The sequence below is a fragment of the Bradyrhizobium sp. F1.4.3 genome, assembly GCF_040548375.1.
Classification (GTDB): Bacteria; Pseudomonadota; Alphaproteobacteria; order Rhizobiales; family Xanthobacteraceae; genus Bradyrhizobium.
This window is the reverse complement of record NZ_JBEPRN010000006.1, coordinates 1-21,837: the sequence shown is the minus strand read 5'-3', so window position 1 is coordinate 21,837 and position 21,837 is coordinate 1. Positions and strand designations below refer to the sequence as shown.

The window sequence follows — 21,837 nt, the reverse complement described above, 5'->3', positions numbered from 1 at the left end:
CTTCGTAACGGGGGAATTGTCACTGTGATTTTGGGACGTTAAGGTCTTTGAAACGACCATCTTCCGAGACGAGAACCCCATCCGGGCGAGAGAAATTTGAATGCCATTCGTTAATCTCGCCCGACATCCTCATGCGCCCCGCATCATCATGCTTGCGCCGCTTTGCGGGTGCCTTTTGCTCCTTGGGTGGCTGCTCGCCTGGGCGGATCGCGGCTTCGTTTTTTCCGATGAGTCATTTTACTTGCTCAACGCGAAGGCGCCGGCTTCGTACAATCTGGTGCAAACCCAGTTCGGGTATCTGCTGCAGCCCTTCTACACCCTGACTGGAGGAGATGTCGCCGCGGTTCGGCGCATCTTCATCCTGCTGACCGCTGGAGCAGGAATCCTGGTCGGTTGGATATGGAGCCGGAATGCTCCACTCGAGAGCCGAATACCGTTGATCGCGATAGCTGGAGCGTCGGGGCTTGCCTACTACTTCTACTGGGTATTCACGCCCTCCTATAATCTTCTGATATTTATAAGCGGGCTTCTGTTGATCGGAGCGATCGGCGCGCTGTACACGTCACGCGCGCTGCCGCTAACGGGCGTCATTGTTAGTGTCGCCGCGGTGGTTTCGGCGTTGGCGAAAATCCCGTCGGCCGCCTTGTTTGCCGTCATTGTCGGGGTTGCGATCGTTCTCCTCTCTCGCACTATCGGGCGCGCGCTTCTGGCGATTGGCGCAATTACGCTTGCAATCATCGGCGTCGCCGCGACCTTGTTGCCCGTCTCGCGTATCATTGAGCAGTTGACCGCCTACATGACTTTCTTTGGACCGACCTCCCCGTTGGGGCGGGGCCTGTTTGAGGATCTGGCGGGATTCCTGTTCTCGCTGAGAGGGGGCCACCTCGTTTTGGGGTGGATCGGTATCCTCGCTCTTTCGGTGCTTTCTCTCAGGCCAATCTCTGCTCGAACAGACAGAACCTTGAGGAGTTGTGTCGCACTTTACGCGGTCGCTTCAATCGTCCTGGTTGTGCGCCACAGAAACGTCGAGTTCTTTGGGCTGGACGTCGCGAATCTGGCGTCAACCGCAGCCATGATGGCGATCCTGGTCTGTCGGGATTTTCGGCTCGGCATCAGCTTTTTTCTCATGCTTCTTTTTCCGTGGGCGGCCGGAATTGGAACGGGTGTCTACCTGCCCGCGAGCGTCGCGACCTTTCACGGCGGGCAGTTTGCAATCGTCGCGGCCATTGCAATCTATTTCGCCACGCCAAAGGCGCCGCTGCTTCGCGCAGCCGGATTCCTGATCGTGCTGTGTTACCCGGTGTTTGCAATTCAGTATGCGATCAACAATCCCTATCGCGTTTTCGCGCCGGTCGCGGAGCAAACCCAGCTCGTTCCGATCAATTCCGCAGGGGCCCGGCTTCGCCTTGACCCCGCGGCGGCCCTGTTCGTGCATAAGCTCCGAAGTATTGCTCGAAATGAAGGCTTTTGCGAAGGCGAGCCGATGATTGATTTGTCGGGATTGTCTCCCGGCATTGCTTACGTGATGGGCGCGCTTCCCCCGGGCTTCGCGTGGCTGCCGGCCGGCTACCGGTTCAGTGACAATTTTGCGAGCTTCGTACTTGGTTCAGTGGCTCGCGAGGTGATCGACCGCTCTTGGCTCGTCGTCCCCGTCGGTAAGCCGGCATTCCCCGAGACCGTGAATCGCCTTGGACTTGCCGAGCTAGAAGGTCGCTATCGTAAGGTAGGGGAGACAATGACGACGCCGCAGGGCGATGTCTTTGAGCTCTTTGCACCGAGCGCAAGAGTGCCTTGTAGGTCTTAACGAACAGATGCGAAAGTAATCGATGCTTTTGGCTGCTGATGCGCGGCTCATGAGGTCCGCTGCCATATGGCAATTGTGCCTCTTCGGCTGGCGAACGAACAGGCTGGCTGGGCGGCGCCGATGTTTTTGTCCCGTAACCACTATATCGAGACCAAGTGCGTATCGGAGGCCTGCAGGACGATCTCGTCACGTGGAGCACCGCTTCTCGAGCTTGCTGACGAAGACGTCCTGAAGCGCCGAGCCGACTTGCCGCACGTCGAAGGGGGAAGAAGGATCCGGCGGCCAAGGCCCTCGAACAGCATCGCGCCGACTTCGATGGGGGCGAGAATGTCGGCACAGGTGGGGTACTGGATGGATAACCCACTAGCGGAACTGGGCGGTCGCGCGGCGTTATCCCGATGGCCTGCTGGCACTACGATTTTCGACAAAGTTCAGCCCTCTGTCGTCCGGATGGAACGGACGTCACTAGCCAATTCCGGACTGGCGTCCAAGCCGGAACAGGCATCTCGTCGCTTGTGTGTGGACGAGTGGAATACTAAGGCTTAATCAGCGATGGAACAGCGGCATATCCGGATTCGGACGGTGATTGGCCAGATGGGCCGTTTCCATCGGATCGAATCGCTTCGCTCGGGCGCAACTTGACGAAATCCGGCTCAAACCGTGCTCGCCGCATCCTGGGAGGATGGTCGGCGAATTCGATGCTCGTTCTGCTCGCGCTCACGCAGCAGATTGTTCTCATTCCGTTCTTTCTGAGATATTTGGGGCATGAAACGCTCTCGGCGTGGCTCACGATCTTCGCCGCCGGGAGCCTGGTGCAGGCTGCCGATCCCGGCCTCCATGTGTGGAGCCTGAATCGCTTTCTTTCGTTCAAGTCGCGAGATGACGCGGATCGTCGTACGCGCCGCTACTTCGCCGGCGTGCTCCTGCTTTTCATCGGCGTTGTCGGGGGCCTGGTCTCTGTCATCGGCATCCTGCTGATGCTGGCGAATCCTGCGAGTGTCCTCGGGTTCCGCAGCGAACCTGGCTTCGATATGGCGCTCGCAATCGTGATGCTTGGCCTTGCCACTACGCTGCCAGCGAACCTCGCGAGTTCTCTCTTCCGCGCCCGCGGTTTGTACGGCCGCGTCGCCGCCGTGCAGGCGTGGGGGACAGGGCTTGGCCAAGTCGCGCAGGTGATTGCGGTATTCCTGACAGGTAACCTGCTGATGGTGGCATTGGCGTTCGTTGCCGGGCAGGTCGGTGTCTCCGCATTCATCCTCTTTTCGGATCTGAAACGGCACTTTCCGTTTCTCGGCGGTCTGCCGCGGCGTGTCTCCTGGAGGTGGGCGAGGGCTCAATTCACCGGCGCATTTCCGTTCGGTGTCATGAACTTCGCAGAAGTCGGAATGTCGTATCTTTCGGTCCTTCTCATCGGAGCCCTCGTCTCCGATCGGGCTGCGATCGCCCAGTGGGTGCTGACCAGGACCGTTGCGAATTTCCTGCGTGCCCTTTGTTATCAATTCTCTCTGCCGATCGCGGCGGAGCTCGGCCACGACCACGCTGTGGGGGCGCGCGACAGCCTGCGGGCCCTGTATGCGAAAGGGCTATTCATCGTGACCTTTACGGTCAGCCTGATCACGGGCGGCCTGTTGTCGTTCTGGCGTGAGTTCTTCGAGCTTTGGACTGCGGGAGCAATTCCATACGACGCGACGCTTGCCGTGATGCTGATCGGCGGCACCTGCCTCGTCACGCCGGCAACGTTCGCAATGAGTTATGCAAGCTACAGCGACAGGGGCAGACTTCTGCTGTGGACCAAGTCGCTGCAGATTGCGATCTTCTTCGGCCTGGCGGTGTTCCTGATTCCGGCTCTTGGTCCACTGGGGGCGGCTATCAGCCTCACCTCTGGAGATATCCTGGCTCAGCTCGGCGTCCTGTTCTCGTTCCTGCTGATCCAGACGCTGCAGCATCCGTTTCGGCACGCGGTGCTTCTGTTCGGGATGATGCTGGCCGTCGTAGCGGCCGGACTGGCGATGGGGATGGTAGCGCGCTATGCGATGCCGGGAACCGGATTCGTCGACCTGGTCTTGCAATGCAGTGTGTGGCTCGCCGGCATGGCGCTGATCAGCTCCCCGTTGGCGAGAACTGGTTTACGGAACAAGCTTATCCGGAGCATTCCACATTGAAGCACGTCAGCGTGGCATCAGCGCAAGGCGATGCTTCAGCCGGTCCATCTGCTGTGCGAAGTGCTGTCGTCCGAGCTCGGTTTCGCTGGCGAGCTGCTGCAGCCGCCGTTCACCAGCTTCGCGCAGCCGCTGGGAAGTCCCGGCGGCCCGCAAGCTGATGATCGCGTTGGCCAGCGAATCCGGATCATCATAGTCAAACAGGATGGCGGCATCGCCTGCTTGCGCCTTGAACGCTTCGGGATAGATGACGGGCGTTCCGACTGCCCAGGCTTCCAGCGGTGGCAGGTTGGTTGGGCCGAAGTAGCTGGGCATGACCAGCGCGGCGGCGCTGCGATAGAGGGCGCCGAGTTCGGAGGATTCCACGAAGCCGAGGATCGAGACCTGATCTGCAAGGCCATAGGCCGCAATTGCGGCTTCGATCTTGTCGCGTCCGCCGCGGTCCGATCCGCAAAGCACCAGCCGCTCGATGCGGCCCTGGTCACGGAGCCTGGCAAGCGCCGCCAATAGCGTGATGTGGTTCTTGTGGAGCCAGAACTGCGCCGGATAGAACAGGTAGTTCGGTTCCAGGCGGTATTTCTTCAGGACGGCTTCGTCGCGGCCAGCCGCGCCGTCGCCGGATGAGGCGACATAGATCGAAGGCGAGAACGGGATCTGCACCATGCGCGATCGCTCCACGGCATAGCGCCGGGACAGATCCTCGACCAGCTCTGGCGCATTGACCACCACCAGAACCGCCTTCATGCTTCCGAGTCCGAACAGGATCTCGCGCCGCTCGAACTCGCCGAAAGCACGTACTTCCGGAAATTCCGGCGCATCGCGATGACAGCCGTCGAAGATCGTGATGACAAAGGGAAGCTGATAGAGCAAGAGGTGGCGCTTCGACGTCGATGTGAAGTGCACGACGTCGATCCCGTCTCGGACCAGGGCGCGTTCGAACAGGGACTTCAATTTCAGCCCGATCTGCACGAGATCGAACGGGCCGCAATATTTGAGAAAGAGGAAGGCATGATCGAGGACGCTGAACTTCAGCAGCCGTGCCTCGATACCGAACTCCTTCAGGATGCGCTGGGTCTGCGGATAAGGCGAGTAGACCACGATTTCGTTGCCAGACTTCGCCGCCCAGTCGCGAAGCCAGAGCACGTCGTTCAGTGGCTGCTGAAATCCCCCGCCGACTTCGAGGGCTTGCTCCAGCATCACGGCCAGTCGCAACGGTCTCACGGCGAGCGTCTCTTTCTGGCGATCGAATAGGCAGCCCAGGTCTTCGAGTTCGGTGCGGCTTCCGAGAGCCAGGCGTAGCTGCCATCCGGCTGAAACCCGCTGGCCTCGAGGGAGGTCTCGATCTCGAACGGAAACCAGTAGCGCATGCGGTGTGTTTCGTCGACGCGCCGGATCGTGGAGCGATCGATGTCCTCGCAGAAGAGGGTGTAGTTCACGAAGACCGTCGCGGTGGCCTCGTCGTGCTCCGATTGCGCGATCCGGGTCAACCGCAGCGGATTGCGCTGGATTTCCTTGACGCGCGTCTCGACGCCCTGCGCGAGCACGGCTCCGCCGTACCAATAGTCGAAGAAGAATATGCCGCCCGGCTTGAGTGCCGCGTGAGCGGTCCTGAACAATTGCTCGAGCCTTTCGCGGTCATTCTGGTAGCTCGCCACATGGAACAGCGACACCACGGCGTCGAAGCCATGCTCCGGTCCGGCGTCGCAGGCGTCGCCCTGGCGGAAGGGAATGCCAAGCCCTGCCTGCTCGGCCCTGGACTTTGCCCGTGCGATCATTTCGTGACTGAGATCGATGCCGGCAACGCTCCAGCCGCGCCGGGCGAATTCGATGGCGTGCAGCCCGGTACCGCAGCCGAGGTCGAGCACCTTGCCCGATGCGACGCCGTGGTTGCGCAGGCGCGTCTCCACGAAATCCACCTCCGAAGCGTAGCTCTTGTCTTCGTACAGCAGGTCGTACCAGGGCGCGTATTCCGCGAACACCGTCACGCCAGAATCTCCTTGAGGGCCTGCGCCGAGCGGGCGATCTCCGCCTCGGTCAATGCAAGGCCGCTCGGCAGATAGAAGCCGCGGCGGGCGATGCGCTCGGCGTGCGGGTGGGACTCGTCCAGCATGTAGCCCATCCGGCGCAGCACCGGCTGCTCGTGCATACACCAGAAGAACGGCCGCGTGCCGATGCCCTTCTCGGCCAGGCGTCGCATCGCCTCCTTGGCGTCGAACGGAACGTCGTCGTCGAGGACGATTGCGTAGACCCAGTAGATGTTGTCCGCATAGTTGGTGCGGACGACAGGACGGCGGATGCCGGCCACACCCTCGAGGTGCTCGTCGTACAGCCGGCCCAGCTTGCGCTTGAGTTCGATCGTGCGCGGCAGCTGTTCGATCTGTGCGACCCCGAGTGCAGCTTGCAAATTGGTCATGCGCGCGTTCCATCCCAGCTCTTCATGAACGAAGCGCTGTTGCGGCTGGAAGCACAGATTCCTCAGGCTTTGCAGGCGATCAGACAGCGCGTTGTCGTCGGTGAGGATCATTCCTCCTTCGCCGGTCGTGACGTGCTTGTTGGGATAGAAGCTGAAGGTCGAGACATCGCCGAAGCTGCCGCAGGGCATGCCGCGGTAGGTCTGGCCGTGCATCTCGGCAGCGTCCTCGACGATCTTCAGATCGTGCTTGCGGGCGAGCGTCAGGATCGGATCGAGATCGACGGGCAGTCCGTAGATGTGAACCAGCATGATCGCGCGCGTGCGCGGCGTGATCGCGGCTTCCACGCCCTCGACAGTCATGTTCCATGTGGCAGGATCGCAATCCACCCCCACCGGGACGAGGCCGGCTCGGACGACCGCTGCGGCGCAACTGATGATCGTGAAAGTCGGGATGATGACTTCATCACCCGGCTTGAGCCCGAGAGCGTGGACGGCAATGTCGAGCGCGACGGAACCGTTGGTCACGGCGACGCCATGGCGCCGTCCTGCGACCTGCGCCATCTCCTGTTCGAAGCGCTTGATGAACGGGCCCTCGGAGGAGATCCAGCCGGTGCGGACACACTCGGCGAGATATTCAGCCTCGTTTCCATCCAGCAGGGGCGTGTTGACGGGAATGAATGAGGTCACAGGCCAGGACCCTTGATCCGTATTTCCGAAGCTGCTGCTTCGTCAAACCTCGTCTTGTCGTTTTCCCCGGAGTAGGGGCCTTGCTTGATCTCGAGCATTTCGATCGGCTCGAGCACACGAAAGCCGTGCGCGCCGCTGCACAGCAGGATGACGTCGCCGGGGCAGAGCACGCGGCTCTCGAGGTATTCTTCGCCCACCGTGTAAAAGTCGACCTGAAGTTTCCCCTTCTGGATGAAGAGAACTTCCTGCGTGTAGTGCACCTCGCGCGTCACCTTGTTGTGGCGATGCGGCGCGATGCTCTTGCCCTGGGGATGGCTCATGAAGGCGAGCTGCTGCGACAGCTCTGGCGGCGAAAAGAACGTGATGCCAGGCTGGCGGAAGGAAGCCCGCACGATGATCGCGTACAACTGACCATCGAATCGGCAGTGTTCGATGCTGTCCACCCGAGTTTATCCTAAAATGTGAGAAATTGCAGCATGTTAGCCGCAGTCCGGCATGACTTTGGCCATTTTCGGCGGTGTCGTCAAGACCGCTGGCGAACTGCAAAAGCTATCGTTTGATGCGCTCGATGAAGTCGAGGATCTCCCGGACACGCAGGTTGAAGTTGTGTCGCGAAAGTGTCGTCTGCTGCCCCGTTGCTGCGATTGCTAGCCGCGCGCCGTCGTCGCCCAGGTACCGCTCGATCGATGCGGCACAGTCCTCGGGCGTTCGCCATACGGCGACGTCCCGGGGCGCCTCGAAAAGGGTATCCAGATTTCTCTTGTAGTCCGTAAGCAGGAAGGTCCCGACGCCCGTCGCCTCGAAGAGGCGCATATTGCCCGCCTCTTCGCCAGCAATGTCGATGTGCGAGTTCAGCGTAATGCGGGACCGTCTCAGCACCTGATACATCTCGGTGCCCCAGACCTCGCCCTGGAAGCAGCGCCACAGCGGCGACGATGTGGGAAGGGAATTCGGGATGTTTCCCCAGAGCTTCAGGTCGAAGCGGTCGGCGACGAACTCCAGCAGCGCAATGCGCTCGCGATGATCCTCGGATACCGAGCCGACGAAGGAGACGTCGACGTCCTGCACCGCTCCGGGGGGCAGCCTGTCAAGAATGACCGGCTCGAACGCGAGGTGACTGACTTCCGCCGCCACGCCCGCGGCGCGGAAGGCCCGAACGACCCGCGGCAATTGGGATAGCATGAGGTCGTACACACGCCAGTTCTCTCCGCGAGACGGCTCGATGCCGACCTGGCCGACGATCGTCGAGACGCCCATTCCGCTGATACGCTCGATCAGTCTGGTCGTGACATAAAATACGTCCTGATTGAGGATGAAATCCGGCTTGAATTCCTCGATCTGTGCGACGAGAACGTGTTGGAGCTGTTCGCTGAGACGCGGGCTGAGTCCGACGGCTCTTGCAAGCGGCCTGAGCATCGGTTTGAGAGGCGCGACGGCGCGTTGCAGCCATCCCGGCAAGCTGTCCTTCCTGCCGCCCGCGATTTCCAGCGACATGTCGAAAGCCATGCCATGTTCGCGGGCCCAGGCCGATTGAAGCCATACATTGTTGACGTGAATCTCCGCGGCTTCGTGTCCCTGTGCCCTGAAGTTGCTGGAATAGAAATTGGCCACGCCAAACAGGCTCGCGTTTCGCGCCGCCATCTGGTCCGCGTAGGAGGCCGTGGCCAGATTGGCGTCGCCGGCATAGAGCCATTTCAGAAAGCGAGGATAGTCTCCGTTCAGGATGAGCACGCGCATGAAGCCTGGTCCTCGCCAATCAAGTTTCGTCGTGGTGCGCGAGAACCGCGATGCGGGCGTTCTGCCGGTGGGATGTCACCGCCGCGCCATTCGCCACCGGTAAGAACCCACGCTTCCAATACTTAGATTGGCATATCCCGGCAACTGCCTTTGCGGACGGCAAATTGAGATTCTTCGTGCCGGCCGCTCCGCGAGCCCCTGCTCGGCCCGAAAGACGGGCTTACATTGCGGGGATCGGGAACAACCGCAGAGTGCGCTGTTCGAAATGGTTGATCTCCCGTGCGTATATTACGTATGAGTGTTACGAAGAGTTCTCTTTTGTGGAGGCGGGCGTGGCTGACATCAATATTCAGGGGCTGGTTTGTCCGGTTACCAAGCAACCCATAACCGTAGTTAGTGATGAAGCTGTCTGCACGTCGGACAAGAGTGTAGCGTATCCGTTGCGGATTGGTCTGCCCGTTCTTCTCGGACCGGAAGCCGACACGAATCGTCCGTGGGTTCGGGATATCAAAGCGCCGCAGTACGCGGAAGCGTACGCCGAGATGGAGTTCTACAATTCTGTTGGGCGCAAACGGGCCGAACAGATACGCGCTGACGGTTCTGCAAAAGCTGTCGACTCCATCAGCATGAAGCATCTTTTCAAGATCGCCGGCCTCGATGCGGAGCAGCGCCACAAATTTCCGGAGCCTGCGATCCTTTGGGCTTGCGACAACATCGACGCGGCGAGCGAAATCGACTGCTATCGCCATATCGGTTCCGTGCTCGGAAAGCGCGTTGTCCAGGTCGGAGGCAGTGGAACCGTGGCGTTGCTTCTCTTGCTCGCGGGTGCGGCCGAGGCAATGCTCATCACGCCGATGATCGGCGAAGCGCTGGTCGCCTCGGAGATTGCCAGGCTCCTCAACGTTTCACTGCGTTGCATCATTGGAATCGGCGAAGAACTGCCATTGGCCGATCAGTACGCCGACGTCTGCTTCGTCGGTGGCTGTGTGCATCACATGAGGACCGATATTGCGATGCCCGAGATAGCGCGCATCCTGAAGCCCGGTGGGAAGTTTGCTGCGATCGAGCCCTGGAAGGCCCCAGGATATACCATCGGCACGGCAATCTTCGGCAAGAGAGAGGCAAATCCCTTTTGCAGCCCGATTACGGAGCAGCGTGTGAAGCCATTCTTTGCCTCTTTCAAGAGCGCCGACTGCATCCATCACGGTTCGTTCACCCGATACCCATCCATCGTTGCGCAAAAAGCCGGACTTATGTTGTCCGTGCCCAAGGCGGAGTGGGTTACGCGCATCGATGACGCAATATGCGACTGCATACCTTTCGCTCGCAAGATGGGAAGCGCCATCGCCTTGCTCGCCACCAAATAGCTGGTTCTGCGATAGCGAAGCCGATGATCTCCGAAGCTGCTATCCTGTCGAGCTGAGCGCGAAGAATGCTCCTGCAACTGCGGCGGATCGTGATAGGACACGCTGTGCGTAGCTTTCTGACAATGGATCTGCTCACCCGGAGTGCGAGCCATTTTGGAGGCTGACCGCGACACGACCCATCCCTCTCCCGCCGGCTGGCGCAGGTTGGCCGTCTATGGCCTTTTCCAAGTCGCCGCCTGCTGCATCTCGCTGGGTTTGGTAATCCATAACTACAACCACTACCTGCGGACGACCGAAGCAGACGCCGGTCGTCTTCTGGCTGCGACGGCGACAGTGCTTCCCTTTGCCCTCGTTTTCCTCGCTTTTGCCTTCAGTCGATTCAGTTTCGGCTATGCGGCAGGCGTGTACATGTACACACTGATCCTTGGCTATCTGTGGCTCGTGAGTTTTTCGGCGTTTCCGTATGATCACGGCGCGGCGTCGATCTCGGCGTTCCTGTCCGGGGTTGCATTTCTGGCCCCGGCGCTTCTGATCACCTCACCAATCAAGCAGCACTTCGTGCTGACGCCGCGCTCATTCCGGAGACTGTTGTCAACTATACTGGTCGCAGCCGCTGCCGTTGTCGCGGTTGGATCGCTTTACAATTTCCGATTTGTCCAACTCCAGGACATCTACCGTTTTCGAAATGAACTCGAATTCCCCGTTCCCCTTGAATATGCGATAGGAATAATCTCGACTGCGCTGCTTCCCTTTGCATTTGCCTGCTTCATCTGGCTCAGGATGTACTTGCGCGCGGCGTCGTGCCTGTTCCTGCTTGCTCTCTTTTGGCCGATCACATTGAGCAAGGTATCGCTGTTCGCCCCGATCTGGCTGCTGTTCCTGACTGCGCTGATTCGCTTTTTCGAACCGAGAGCGGCCGTCATATTTTCTCTTCTTCTGCCTCTGTCGGCAGGCGTTGTACTGGCCACGCTCGATGCGCTCCAGCTGCTGCCGCATCCGATGTTCGTTGCCTATTTCGGATCAGTGAATTTTCGAATGTTCACGTTGCCGTCGATCGCGCTGGATTATTACAACGATTACTTTTCCACTCACGACCTGACGCATTTCTGTCAAATCGGAATCATCAAGCGCCTCATGGCTTGTCCCCTTCAGGAGTCGCTGCCGGTCCTGATGCAAAACACCTACAAAATGGGCTTTTTCAACGCGTCCCTGTTTGCGACCGAGGGGATTGCGTCCGTTGGCATGAAATTCGCGCCGCTTTCGGCTCTCTGCTGTGGGCTTCTGGTTGGCTTGGTCAACCGATTGTCCCAGGAGTTGCCCGCCAACTTCATCCTCCTGTCGGGGGGGCTTCTACTCAACCTTCTATTGAACGTCCCGCTGTCGGTCGCTCTCGCGACCCACGGCGCCTCGCTCCTGATCGTGCTCTGGTATATCGCGCCCCGATCCATGTTCGTAACGTGTGGTAGTGACGTCGGCGACGGAAGCGGAACGTCTCAGCACCCATAGCTTCCCCGGACAGTCACGGCTTTGAGCCGCCTAGCAGCTCGCGCGGCGCAATGTACCAGAGCAGGAAGAGGACGAGGGCTCCATGGGTCACGAGCGCAACCGTGAGCGGCACGTTCATGAATATCTGAAGGAGCAGTCCGCCTGACAAGAGGATGAAGCGCGCAGGAAGGCCGGCCGAGGTGCAATTGCCGAAGGCAATGATCAGGCCGCAGACGAAGGCCGAGACTGGAGCGAATGCCATTCCAACCGACGCAATGCCTTCGGTGGCAAAGAGCGAAGCGTTGAAATAGCCCAGGTGATAGCTGTCGGCCATGAAGACCGAGAGCTGGTCCTTGTACGGGCAGGACATCACCAGCTTGAGCGGCGTTATCTGGCAGAAATGGGTCAATTGATGGGTCGAGAAGAAGTCATTGTAGAAATCCAGCGCGCTCGAGGGCATCGCGATCATCCGAAAATTGACGGTTCCAAAATAGACGAAGACCGTATCCGGGACCAGGCCGTATCGATAAAGCACGGCGACCAGCACGCCCGACAGAATCGGCAGCAGGAGGGAGAGGATGACCGCCATCCGGGATTCGAAATAGATGGACAAAAGTGTGAGGAACAGCAGCCAGCCCGGAGCCAGAAGAGAGACCTTCGTCAAGGTCACCGGATAAAACAGGACGAGCAGCACCAGACAGAGCGCCGCAAGCAGATAACGCCTGAATTGGACGAAGCAGGCATAGGCGAAAGGCAGCAGAGCGCCTGAGACGATGCCGATTGCGTATTGAAGCCATCTGGGCAGATCGATCTCGTTGCGGAACTTGTACATATCTCCAGGCCGGGCCAGTTGAAACTGGAACTGCACACCGATCGTCAGGACGATGACGGAGAGTGCGACAATGGCGGCCAGAATGACGTCAAGCTGCCTTGCGGTCAAAGCAAGACGCTGAGGAATGGGGGAGCCGACGAACAGTGCCGGAACGAGGAAGGCGATTGCCGACGCGAATGCGGAAATCGCTGCAGTGCGATGGTGGTAGGGAAAGGTCGAGAATTCGACGAGCCAGAGATAGCCGAGAATGAGCGTGTAGAAATAAAAGCCGAGGGCATGCCCGAAGCTGAAGCGTCTCATCGTGAAGACGATCGAGCACAGCGCAAAGGGAATCACGCCTATGGCGGCGGTTATGACGAGATCGAGGCTGTTCGGCGCCAGGGGCAGCAAGGGGCGATAGTACTCGATCACCAAGATCAGGGAGACGCAGCACGTCACGATGTGACAGAAGATTGCGAGACCCAATCTAAATTGATCGCACGCCGGCAATTTGACGGCGGCGACGTCTGGAACGGAATTCATTGATAGGCGAGAGTGGGCAGGTTGCGTTCTGTCCCTAATATCATGAAAAACGGATGGGGGACCAAAAACTTGGCCAGTCACCGGGGGGCCATGGGCGCCGCGCGGGCAATATTGTCTTGATCGACAACGAATTTCTCGAATATACGCTTTGGAGTCAGCGTCTTGGAAAGCGCAATCAACCGATCCGGCAGGGGACTGCCGAGAGGAAGGGCGGATGATCAGATTCGGCTTGTTGGGCTGCGGGCGCATCGCGAAACGCCATGCGGAACTCCTAGGTGGCAATCACATCGAGAGAGCGAGCCTCGTCGCCGTTTGTGACAACGTTAAACCCCGCGCCGACGCGCTGGCGGCGAAGTTCGGGGTTCCCGCCTACGATAACCTCGACGAAATGCTCGTGCGCAAGGACATCGACGCCGTTGCCGTTCTGACGCCGAGCGGCATGCATCCGCAGCACGCCATCACGTGCGCACGCGCGGGAAAGCACGTCGTCGTCGAGAAGCCGATGGCGCTTCGGTTACAGGACGCCGACGACATGATCCGCGCCTGTGACGAAGCCGGCGTGAAGCTATTTGTGGTCAAGCAGAATCGCTTCAACGTCCCGGTCGTCAAGGCGCGTGAGGCGCTGGACGCCGGCAGGTTTGGCCGGCTCATCCTCGGCACCGTGCGGGTCCGCTGGTGCCGGGACCAGGCCTACTACGATCAGGACGCCTGGCGCGGCACCTGGGCCTATGACGGCGGCGTGCTCACGAATCAGGCCAGCCATCACATCGACATGCTGGAGTGGTTCTTCGGGGATGTGGTGAGCGTGCATGCCCGTGCAACGACCGCCCTGGTGAAGGTCGAGACCGAAGACACCGCGGTCGCGACTCTGAAATTCCGCAACGGGGCGCTCGGTATCATCGAAGCGACCACGGCGGTTCGGCCAAAGGATCTCGAAGGCTCGCTTTCGATCCTCGGCGAGAAGGGCACGGTTGAGATCGCGGGCTTCGCTGTCAACCAGATCAGGCACTGGAATTTCGTCGACGAGTTGCCGAGCGACAAGGTCGTCGTCGAGAAATTCTCGGTCAATCCGCCCAACGTCTACGGCTTCGGCCATCAGGCCTATTATCAGCACGTCGTCGACTGCCTGTTGCATCAGAGCGCGGCACTGGTCGACGGCCTGCAAGGCCGTAAGAGCCTCGAGCTGATCTCCGCCCTCTACGAGTCGATCGAGACAGGGCAGGAAGTTGCGCTTCGCTTCGAGCCCCGGCGGAGCCGGCTCGGTGTGATCTCGTGAGCGGCAAGCCGCAAGTGCACCAGGTCGGAGTTCGCGACGTCAAATTCGGTCAGCGCGTCAAATTGGTCGAGCCCTGCAATCTCTACGGCTGCGAGATCGCTGACGACTGCTTCGTCGGCCCCTTCACCGAGATACAGACAGGCGCTGTCGTTGGCGCGCGGACCCGCGTGCAGTCGCATGCCTTCATCTGCGAATTGGTGTCGATCGGCGAGGATTGCTTTGTCGGGCACGGCGTGATGTTCATCAACGATACGTTCTCGACCGGCGGGCCAGCACGCGGGCGCCGGGAATTGTGGCGCGCGACAAAGATCGGCAATCGGGTTTCGATCGGTTCGAATGCCACCATCATGCCGGTCACGATCGCCGATGACGTCGTGATCGGAGCCGGCTCGGTGGTCACGAAGGACATCACCGAGCCCGGCAGCTACGCCGGAAATCCCGCCCGCCGCCTCAAGGGCAAGACCTAGGGAATAGCATTCATGCCGGTACCTTATGCGGACCTCGGGCTCCAGTATCAGTCGATCAAGGATGAGATCGATGGTGCGATCGCTGCAGTCATTCGCGACAGCGCGTTCATCCGCGGGCCGTATGTCGATGCCTTCGAGCGGGAGTTCGCGGCTGCATCCAGCGTCAAGCACTGCGTGTCCTGTGCGAACGGCACGGATGCGCTCTACCTCGCGATGGCGGCGCTCAAGGTCAAGCCGGGTGACGAGGTCATCACGACCGCACATTCCTGGATATCGACGTCCGCGATGATCACCCATGCGGGCGCGCAGGTCGTGTTCTGCGACACCGACGGTGAGACCTTCACGATCGACCCGGCGGCGATCGAAGCGGCGATCACGCCGCGGACCGTCGGGATCATCCCGGTGCATCTCTACGGTCAGCCAGCGGATATGGACGCGATCATGGCGATCGCGCGCAAGCACGGCCTCTGGGTCATCGAAGACTGCGCCCAGGCGCACCTGGCACGGTACAAGGATCAGCCGGTCGGAACCTTCGGGACGGCAGCGACCTATTCGTTCTATCCGGGCAAGAATCTGGGAGCATTCGGCGATGCCGGCGCGGTCGTGACCGGGGACGCGGCGCTCGCCGAGCACATGACCATGCTCGCCCGTCACGGCGGGCTGGTGAAGCACAACCACCTGATCGAGGGCATCAACAGCCGGCTGGACGGGATGCAGGCGGCGATCCTGTCGGCGAAGCTGAAGCATCTTGAGGCCTGGACCAAGGCGCGCCAGGATGCTGCGGCGATCTATGATGCCGGCCTCAATCAAATCGATGGCGTGGAGGTGCCGTACGTCGCGCCCGATCGCACCCACGTCTACCATCTCTACACGATCAAGCATAAGAAGCGCGATGCGCTCGCGGCGTATCTGAGCGCGAATGGAGTACAGACGGCGATAAATTACCCAACAGCTCTGCCGCTGCTGCCTGCCTATGCGCGACTTGCACATCGTCCCGAACAATTTCCGAGGGCGTCCGACGATCAGAACAAGATCCTGTCCCTCCCGATGTTCGCGGAGATCACGCGCGAGCAGCAGGATGAGGTTATTCGGCTGATCAAGAACTTCTAGTTCGCGCCACCGTCCTCACGCAGGCGTCGGACAATTTCCCGGTAACGAAGCGTCGAGGCTTGTTCGCTGTATTTCAGTGCGGCGACCGCGGCCAGACGGCCCCGTTCGAGCGTTGCCCTGCGATCGGCCGCGGCCTCGCGTACGGCCTGCGCCAGCTTGGCGGGATCCTCCGGAGGCACGACCCAGCCAATGTCTTCCTCCGCGACCGCAAGTCCGGCCTCGGAATTCGCCTCCGTGCCGACGATGACGGCCCGTCCGACGGCGAGAAAATTGTAGAGGCGGCTGGGAATCGATACACCGGCGACGTTGCGCCGGTAGGGGATGATCCACGCATCGGCTGCTGCGAGGAATTCCGCGAGCTGCTCGGCGGGAACGGGATCGAGCAGGGTGACGTTCTCGAGATTCTCCGAGGCTTGCAGGGTCTTCAACTCGGCCCAACCGACGCCCCAGCCAGACAGAATGAAATGGATGTTCTTCTCATGCCGCAACAGCCGTGCGGCTTCGAACACGGTGCGGGGCGCGTGGGTGAAGCCGAGATTGCCGCAGAGCCCGGCCAGGAACCGCGATGGATGGTCTTGCCTGAGGCGATTTTCGGCATCGGGCGCGCGGAAGCCAATGGGGAGCAGCGTCCAGTTCGGCACGAAATGGATGTTGTCTGCGCGCACGCGCGGGTAGCGCAGCAGCAGCGGAGGCACGTCACGGCCGATGACGAAGATCGCGTTCAGGGATCTGAATAGCCAGCCATTGGCCAGGCGCAGGGCGCGCGCGACGAGGGACGTCTGCCGGGTGACGCCGGCAGCGACCAGCGCCTCCGGATAGAGATCGTAGATCAGGAGCGCCGTCCTGGCGCCCCGCAGCCTTGCGGCAAACGTGATCGCGTAGGGCAGGGTGAAAGGACTCGTGACCGACATGACGACGTCGCCCGGCCGCGCACGCCTGTAGACGGCCCAGGACAACCGGATTGCCAGCATCGTGTTTGCGACGAGGCGTCTTGCGAGCGCGTGCTTCGGCGGCCTCCAGTTCGCGATCTCGATGACCTCGGGCGTGCCTTTGCCGGTCGCTGACAGCATGGAGGAGCCCGGCGTTCCCGACAGGATGATCGTCTTCACGTCCAGGGCGATCGCATTCGCGATTGCACCGAGATAGGTCGCAGTGGTGCTCGAATCCGGCGGATAGAACTCCGTCGCGAGGATGAAGCTGGGAGCTTTCTCCACGACGCTAGCCGTTCGCCAAGAGTGGCAGGATGAAATCCCGAAGATTTCCGTCCACAAAAACATGGCCCGTTAGTCCGGCTGCGCGCGCCGCTTCGATGTCGGAGGGCCTGTCACCAACCACGAAGCTCCTGCTCACATCGACGGGGAATGTCTTCAGAAGGTCCATGATCATGCCGGGTTGCGGCTTGCGCCGATCGCTGACGCGCCGGTAGCGATCGACCAGCCCGTCCGGATGAAACGGGCAATATTCGAAAGCATCGATCCGCGCGCCACGGGCCGCCAGCTGGCTCGCCATCCAATCGTGCAGACGATGTATGTCGGCTTCTTCATAGAGGCCCCGGGCCACCCCCGACTGGTTGGTGATCACGAAGGCGAGATAGCCAGCATCATTGACCGCCTTCACCGCCTCGATCGCACCGTAGATCCAGAGGAATTTGTCGATCTCGAACAGATATTCGCTGTCGACGTTCAGAACACCGTCGCGATCGAAGAAAACCGCGGGCTGTAACGATCCGCCCACGGCGCTACCTGTCGCGCACGAGGAGTGGCATGATCAATGGCGATATCCTCAAGGCTGAACGCGCTCCATCACGATCATCATGCGAAACGCGATTTGCCGGCGAATGATACCCGGCAAGCTGTCCTCGAGGGCGACGACAGGCCGCGTAAGTTTTGCGGGCATCAGCGTCCAGGGCTGAAATCCACCGCTCAGCGGATATGCAAACAGGCTGAGCCAGTCGACGCTCCTCACGCGCAGACTGGGCACGGCTTGCTCGACGCGTGCCCACGCCGCCTGCCGCGCGAACAGAAGCGTCGGAATGGCCTGGTTGGAATCGAAAGGGTCCCGGTCCGGATTGATTGCAACGGGTTGGAACGGATCGACGTCCATCTCGACCGGCTCTTCGTGAAAGTGGGTATAGAAGTGGCGGGCCAGGGGCGTCATGGCGGGCTCGATCATCGCAAGCCGCCCCCCCGGTTGCAGAACGCGCGATGCTTCCTGCAGGAACTCGAGCGGGCGCTCGAGATGATGCAGGACGTCGAGCATCACGGCGCCGGCAAAGATCCCGTCCCGGAACGGCAGGCGATGCGCATCCGCGACCACGTCGATTCCCGGAAAGCGCAGGACGTCGATCGATATGACGTCGTTGCGGGACTCCTTCAGATGCGCGGTTCCGCCGCCGATGTCGAGAAGCCGCCCGTCCGGACAGGCGGCCATCAGGCGCTGGTGATAGTCGTGATAGAGCAGCCGCAGCGTTTCCTTCCGCTGCCACACGCTGCGATGCAGTGTCTGACGTTCGTTGAGATGGGCATCCGGCGCGGCGGCATTGGTCATCAGATGGCCTTCAGTTTGCGATAGGCAAACAACACCATCTTCAGCAACAGCCAGCCGTCGCGAAATCGCGATATCTGCGTCTCGCCGAATGTGCGCGCCTTGTAGTGGACCGGGGTCTCGATCATCTTCAGATTCTGCTTCGCCGCACCGAAGATCAGATCGAAGTCGCCGAAGGGATCGAAGTTGCCGAAATAGGATCGCTCCCGGATCAAGGCCTCGTAATCGTCGCGGCGCAGCACTTTGGTGCCGCAAAGCGTGTCGGTCAGGCGTGTGTTCACGAGATAGCTGAAGATGTAGGCGAACGTCCGGTTCGCGAGAAAATTCAACGGGCGCATGGCCTCGTCTTCCATCGGGTAGACCAGGCGCGTTCCATTGACGAAATCGGCTTTTCCCGTTTCGATGATCGCGTGATACCTCGGCAGTTCCTCGGGCGGCATGGTGAGGTCGGCATCGAGGATCATCAGTACGTCGCCGGTGGCATTGGCAAAGCCCTTGCGGACGGCATCGCCCTTGCCCTTGCCCTCCTGCTTCATCACCTTGATCTGCCATTCCTCCCTGTACTTGTCGCGAATGCGCTCGCACTCCTCGAAGGTGCCGTCCACGGAATTGCCTTCGACGAAGATGATCTCCTGCTGCGATCCGAACCGGGGCATTCGCGTGATCGCGCTCTCGATATTGCCTCGCTCGTTGCGGCAGGGGATGACGATGCTGGCCGACAATTTACGATCCGGGAAAGGCCGGATCGGTCGCCCGACGAGATAGGTGCGCAGGCAAAGCCGCCTGATTCCGGGGAGCGGCGCGATGAAGCGATTGACGAATGTGCCGAGACCCAGGAGCTTGCGGGGCAGCAGCTGGCGCTGCTCGTGCCGAATGACCTCGAAGTCAGCGAGGTCCATCAGGTTCAGGAAGTCGGCGGTTGCGAAGTAGTTGATCGGCGGTTGCTTGCTCTTCAGCTTCAGCACCTCGCCGATCTTGAGGGCGGGCTCCCAGAGGTGCGAATAGTAGGCAATGACGAGGCGCGTCTCGGGCGAGCACAACCGGTGCACGGTTCGCAGGGTCTCGTCGATCTTCTCGAACATCCCGATGGTGTCGGATATCACGATGTAGTCGAAAGGGCCTTCGATTGCGCTCAGCGTGTCCGCGTCCTCGACGTCGCCGAGGATGAAGTTCAGATTGGGATACTGGGATTTCGCGCGATCAATCGCGCTGGCGCTGAAATCGACGCCGACGCCATGGCTCGGTTCGATCGATGCCAGCAAGTCGCCGCGGCCGCAGCCAAGTTCCAATACACGCTTCTGGCGAGGGACCACGAACCGCATGAACGCGCGATCCTCGTTGTAATAGGCGGAATTGAGCGTGCGCCAATGAACCTGTTCGCCGATCGTCTCCTCGGTGTGCCGCAGAAAGTTGAGCTTGCGAGCGCTGGGCGTCTGCTTCCAGTCGGCGGCGTTGTGTGTGGACATGATCGTGGCGCTTTCCTAGTGGGCGGTGATCGTCAATCGGCTGCTTATTGCGCGGCTCGGCGCAGGAGGACAAAGACAGTGCGAAGCTCGATCAGCGTATCGCCATCTTGATACCGAACCGGCTTCGGTCCGAGCAGGTCGATATTGGAGGCCGTTTTGACCGCGTCTTCAGTCCGAAAATAGTTCTTGTCGATGACATATGCCCCTACGTCCTCGCTGACGAGGGCCTCGGCAAGGCTGTTGGTCGTGCCTCGCCGGTCCCTTGTATAAGCATCGGTCAGCGGCTTGACCCCGGCGTAGGTAATGACAAGGCCCTCACCGTACTCGCGAAAGGGGACCCTGTAGACGTAATCAACGACCTTTTTTTGCGATGCGAGCACCGTCCCCAACTCGCTCCGGTCGAGCGCTGCTGCCCGAGTGAATTCGGTGCGGTCGCGAATATAGGATTGCAACTGTGCAACGACGGGATAGGACACGAGAAGAGTGATGATGGCTGCAGCTACGGGAGTGCTTCTCGGGAATCGCTTCTTCAAGAGGAGATGATAGGCGAACACGCAGCCGGGAAGGGTCGCCGAAACACCGGCGGAATAGTGGGGCGCATAGTGCTTGAGGACGACAACGGCGGACAGAAGGCTTGCAACGCCGCATCCGATGGCCACGGTCAGTTCAGGGCGCGGCTCGCGGGTTCTCAACAATGAGTAGGTCGCGATCAGCAATAGCCCCATTCCACCCACCATCGCCAGCGGGAGGGAAAATGTACGGTCCGAAGGAATCGATTGAACCGCGTTGAGGACAGCGCTGGTACTGATGACAGCCCCGTCGCCCTCTCCGTACAGGCCCGATCCAAGAGCAACACTGCGATGAAAATACAGCAAACCTCTGAAGGCCGGCCAGCCAATAAGGAATTTTCCGGCTGCAACAACCAACGCAATGGTGGTCAGGCCGAACACGGCAAAACCGGCAGAGAGGCGAACTACGCCCGTCGTAAAGACATATTGCACGATCATCGCGGCCCCGAGTGCGACCGCTACGTACATAAAGGGAAGTTTGTTGAGGTAGGCAAACGCACTGACTGCGGCGGCGAAAGCGAATGTCCCAATCGTGCCCCTGTCGTCATGTGCGATCCTGAGCAGGCTACACAAAAAGATCGCATTGACCGCCAGCGCAAATGATTCGTCGCTTGGTGATAGAAATGTCGTCAGCGATGCCGGGGTCGACAGCAACCAGAGCAGAAGGCTCACAAGAATGACTGGTCCTGGTGCGAAGGGAGATGTGGCGCGGGCAAATAGGTAGACACTGGCTGCGCCGACCAAAGCCGATAAGGTGATTGCAAACAGTTGATAAGTACGAATGTGGTCAGTGACGGCGCGGAAGAAATCCAATGGACTCGAGGCGATCGGAAATCCGGCGAGTGCGAGGGCCGACCAGTTCAAAAAATAGAAGGGCAGGCCCGGATGATTCGTCATCCCGTCCGCGGGATACATGACGTGGTCGGCCAGACGAAAGGCGAAATTGAAGGCGTTCGCCAGGCCGAGTGGCTCATTGTCATTTCCTGCCCAAAATGAGATGGGGAAGACGAAGGCCAAGGTGGGCGGAAGCGCGAAGAACAGGGTCGCCAGAACGATTGATTGGAGCCGACGCGGGCGAAAATGGAACTGCATTATAATGAAATCCCTAGGCGCCCCGAATACGGCCGGGCTACCGGAGTTGCGATCACGTCCACTATATGCTTCTACAGAAGTCGGAGGGCATGGCGCAACAATGTTTCAAGAGGCCGGCTGCCCTGACTTGCCTGCAGAGCCGACTTAGCCTTGGCGAGCGATGCGGGTCCCGACCCGTTAGGTGGAAGCGAGCTTAGACCATGACCAAACGCATCGCTCTCATCACCGGCGTGACCGGCCAGGACGGCGCCTATCTCGCCGAACATCTGCTGTCGCTCGGTTATGTCGTGCACGGCGTCAAGCGGCG

19 protein-coding genes are annotated in these 21,837 nt (G+C 60.3%); 8 read left to right on the top strand and 11 right to left on the bottom strand.

The genetic code is table 11. From position 1 onward, the window contains the following. Window positions 1–100 precede the first annotated feature (100 nt). Window positions 101–1,804 (top strand): hypothetical protein, encoded by a 1,704-nt coding sequence (locus tag ABIB73_RS18445; RefSeq protein WP_354225994.1) that lies wholly within the window; start codon window positions 101–103, stop codon window positions 1,802–1,804. A gap of 698 nt (window positions 1,805–2,502) precedes the next feature. Beyond that, window positions 2,503–3,966 (top strand): MATE family efflux transporter, encoded by a 1,464-nt coding sequence (locus tag ABIB73_RS18440; RefSeq protein ID WP_354225993.1) that lies wholly within the window; start codon window positions 2,503–2,505, stop codon window positions 3,964–3,966. Between the two features lie 6 nt (window positions 3,967–3,972). Here ABIB73_RS18440 and ABIB73_RS18435 read toward each other — a convergent pair whose 3' ends face one another. The 5 genes from ABIB73_RS18435 to ABIB73_RS18415 all read right to left on the bottom strand — a co-directional run bounded on the left by ABIB73_RS18435 (window position 3,973) and on the right by ABIB73_RS18415 (window position 8,800). Next, window positions 3,973–5,184, bottom strand: coding sequence for a glycosyltransferase (locus ABIB73_RS18435; protein ID WP_354225991.1), 1,212 nt, complete (start codon window positions 5,182–5,184; stop codon window positions 3,973–3,975). Next, the gene (locus tag ABIB73_RS18430; RefSeq protein WP_354225989.1) at window positions 5,181–5,948 is read right to left on the bottom strand and encodes a class I SAM-dependent DNA methyltransferase; all 768 of its coding nucleotides are present in this window, start codon (window positions 5,946–5,948) and stop codon (window positions 5,181–5,183) included. Before ABIB73_RS18430 ends, ABIB73_RS18435 begins: the two co-directional genes overlap by 4 nt. Next, on the bottom strand, window positions 5,945–7,063 hold the full coding sequence (locus tag ABIB73_RS18425) for a DegT/DnrJ/EryC1/StrS family aminotransferase (RefSeq protein ID WP_354225987.1): 1,119 nt from the start codon (window positions 7,061–7,063) through the stop codon (window positions 5,945–5,947). Before ABIB73_RS18425 ends, ABIB73_RS18430 begins: the two co-directional genes overlap by 4 nt. Continuing rightward, the gene (locus ABIB73_RS18420; RefSeq protein WP_354225985.1) at window positions 7,060–7,506 is read right to left on the bottom strand and encodes a cupin domain-containing protein; all 447 of its coding nucleotides are present in this window, start codon (window positions 7,504–7,506) and stop codon (window positions 7,060–7,062) included. The genes ABIB73_RS18425 and ABIB73_RS18420 overlap by 4 nt, the downstream gene beginning before the upstream one ends. A 106-nt stretch (window positions 7,507–7,612) precedes the next feature. After that, window positions 7,613–8,800, bottom strand: a complete 1,188-nt coding sequence (locus tag ABIB73_RS18415) for a CgeB family protein (RefSeq protein ID WP_354225983.1) — start codon at window positions 8,798–8,800, stop codon at window positions 7,613–7,615. Between the two features lie 332 nt (window positions 8,801–9,132). Between ABIB73_RS18415 and ABIB73_RS18410 the strand changes: the two genes are divergently transcribed. Then, window positions 9,133–10,167, top strand: a complete 1,035-nt coding sequence (locus tag ABIB73_RS18410) for a methyltransferase domain-containing protein (RefSeq protein ID WP_354225981.1) — start codon at window positions 9,133–9,135, stop codon at window positions 10,165–10,167. A 153-nt stretch (window positions 10,168–10,320) separates the two neighbouring features. Further along, the gene (locus ABIB73_RS18405) at window positions 10,321–11,673 is read left to right on the top strand and encodes a hypothetical protein (protein ID WP_354225979.1); all 1,353 of its coding nucleotides are present in this window, start codon (window positions 10,321–10,323) and stop codon (window positions 11,671–11,673) included. A 13-nt stretch (window positions 11,674–11,686) separates the two neighbouring features. Here ABIB73_RS18405 and ABIB73_RS18400 read toward each other — a convergent pair whose 3' ends face one another. Continuing rightward, window positions 11,687–13,087 carry a hypothetical protein gene (locus tag ABIB73_RS18400; protein ID WP_354225977.1) on the bottom strand — a complete coding sequence of 467 codons (1,401 nt, stop codon included), beginning with the start codon at window positions 13,085–13,087 and terminating at the stop codon, window positions 11,687–11,689. 133 nt (window positions 13,088–13,220) lie between these two features. Here ABIB73_RS18400 and ABIB73_RS18395 point away from each other — a divergent pair, with 133 nt between their 5' ends. From ABIB73_RS18395 to ABIB73_RS18385, 3 genes are read left to right on the top strand one after another with little or no spacing between them, the layout of a single operon-like run. Next, entirely contained in the window at window positions 13,221–14,282 is a 1,062-nt protein-coding gene (locus ABIB73_RS18395) for a Gfo/Idh/MocA family protein (RefSeq protein ID WP_354225975.1), read from the top strand. Beyond that, window positions 14,279–14,749 (top strand): acyltransferase, encoded by a 471-nt coding sequence (locus ABIB73_RS18390; RefSeq protein WP_354225973.1) that lies wholly within the window; start codon window positions 14,279–14,281, stop codon window positions 14,747–14,749. The genes ABIB73_RS18395 and ABIB73_RS18390 overlap by 4 nt, the downstream gene beginning before the upstream one ends. A gap of 12 nt (window positions 14,750–14,761) precedes the next feature. Continuing rightward, entirely contained in the window at window positions 14,762–15,859 is a 1,098-nt protein-coding gene (locus tag ABIB73_RS18385) for a DegT/DnrJ/EryC1/StrS family aminotransferase (RefSeq protein ID WP_354225971.1), read from the top strand. On the opposite strand, the gene ABIB73_RS18380 is transcribed toward ABIB73_RS18385, so the two are convergent. The 5 genes from ABIB73_RS18380 to ABIB73_RS18360 are packed head-to-tail and all read right to left on the bottom strand — an operon-like array spanning window position 15,856 to window position 21,530. Then, on the bottom strand, window positions 15,856–17,073 hold the full coding sequence (locus ABIB73_RS18380; RefSeq protein ID WP_354225969.1) for a glycosyltransferase family 4 protein: 1,218 nt from the start codon (window positions 17,071–17,073) through the stop codon (window positions 15,856–15,858). The genes ABIB73_RS18385 and ABIB73_RS18380 overlap by 4 nt on opposite strands. A gap of 4 nt (window positions 17,074–17,077) precedes the next feature. Further along, the gene (locus ABIB73_RS18375; RefSeq protein WP_354225967.1) at window positions 17,078–17,593 is read right to left on the bottom strand and encodes a D-glycero-alpha-D-manno-heptose-1,7-bisphosphate 7-phosphatase; all 516 of its coding nucleotides are present in this window, start codon (window positions 17,591–17,593) and stop codon (window positions 17,078–17,080) included. A 48-nt stretch (window positions 17,594–17,641) separates the two neighbouring features. Beyond that, the gene (locus ABIB73_RS18370) at window positions 17,642–18,406 is read right to left on the bottom strand and encodes a class I SAM-dependent methyltransferase (protein WP_354225965.1); all 765 of its coding nucleotides are present in this window, start codon (window positions 18,404–18,406) and stop codon (window positions 17,642–17,644) included. Beyond that, a complete protein-coding gene (locus ABIB73_RS18365; protein WP_354225963.1) occupies window positions 18,406–19,869 on the bottom strand; it encodes a glycosyltransferase in 1,464 nt (487 codons plus the stop codon). Before ABIB73_RS18365 ends, ABIB73_RS18370 begins: the two co-directional genes overlap by 1 nt. Before the next feature lie 44 nt (window positions 19,870–19,913). Then, window positions 19,914–21,530, bottom strand: coding sequence for a hypothetical protein (locus tag ABIB73_RS18360; protein WP_354225961.1), 1,617 nt, complete (start codon window positions 21,528–21,530; stop codon window positions 19,914–19,916). Between the two features lie 200 nt (window positions 21,531–21,730). On the opposite strand from ABIB73_RS18360, the gene ABIB73_RS18355 reads away from it, so the two are divergent. After that, window positions 21,731–21,837: GDP-mannose 4,6-dehydratase (locus tag ABIB73_RS18355; RefSeq protein WP_354226446.1), on the top strand; the 107-nt coding region annotated here is incomplete at its 3' end.